Annotated in this window: 1 protein-coding gene; it reads left to right on the top strand. The window is 71.9% G+C overall.

All coding sequences use genetic code 11. The features are described from left to right. Positions 1-847 (top strand): NAD(P)/FAD-dependent oxidoreductase (locus tag CCE02nite_RS20290; RefSeq protein WP_141391384.1); only part of this gene is annotated, 847 nt, incomplete at both ends.

Genomic DNA, 847 nt, shown 5'->3' with positions numbered 1-847 from the left:
ACGGACGTGGAGAACTTCCCCGGGTTCCCCGACGGGATCATGGGCCCGGACCTCATGGAGAACATGCGCAAGCAGGCCGAGCGGTTCGGCGCGCGCATCGAGTGGGACGACGCCACGCTGCTCGACCTGCAGGGGCCGGTCAAGACCGTCGTGACGGGCAACGGCGAGACCTACCGCGCCCGCGCGGTCATCCTCGCGACCGGGTCCGCCTACCGCGAGCTCGGCCTGGACGACGAGAAGCGCCTGTCCGGGCGCGGGGTGTCCTGGTGCGCGACGTGCGACGGGTTCTTCTTCCGTGACCAGCACATCGCCGTCGTCGGCGGTGGGGACTCCGCGATGGAGGAGGCCACGTTCCTCACCCGCTTCGCGCAGAAGGTGACGCTGGTCCACCGCCGCGACGAGCTGCGCGCGTCCAAGATCATGGCCGACCGCGCGCTGGGCGACCCGAAGATCGAGTTCGCGTGGAACAGCGAGGTCGCCGGCATCGGCGGCGAGAACAAGGTCGAGGCGCTCACGCTGCGCGACACCGTGACCGGCGAGGAGCGCGAGCTGCCCGCGACCGGCCTGTTCGTCGCGATCGGGCACGAGCCGCGCACCGAGCTCGTCAAGGGTCAGATCGACCTGGACGACGAGGGCTACATCCAGGTCGTCGGACGCACCACCGCGACCAACCTCGAGGGCGTGTTCGCGTGCGGCGACGCCGTCGACCACACCTACCGCCAGGCCATCACCGCGGCCGGCTCGGGATGCGCCGCCGCGCTCGACGCGCAGCGCTACCTCACCGAGCTCGCCGACGCCGCCGGCCTGGCAGACCTCGCCGGCACCCCGGCCACGCCGAACCCGGACG

It is taken from the genome of Cellulosimicrobium cellulans (assembly GCF_006539945.1).
In the GTDB taxonomy this organism is placed as follows: Bacteria; Actinomycetota; Actinomycetes; order Actinomycetales; family Cellulomonadaceae; genus Cellulosimicrobium; species Cellulosimicrobium cellulans.
Note: the sequence above shows the minus strand (reverse complement) of the source record. Positions and strands in the feature narration are given on the sequence as shown.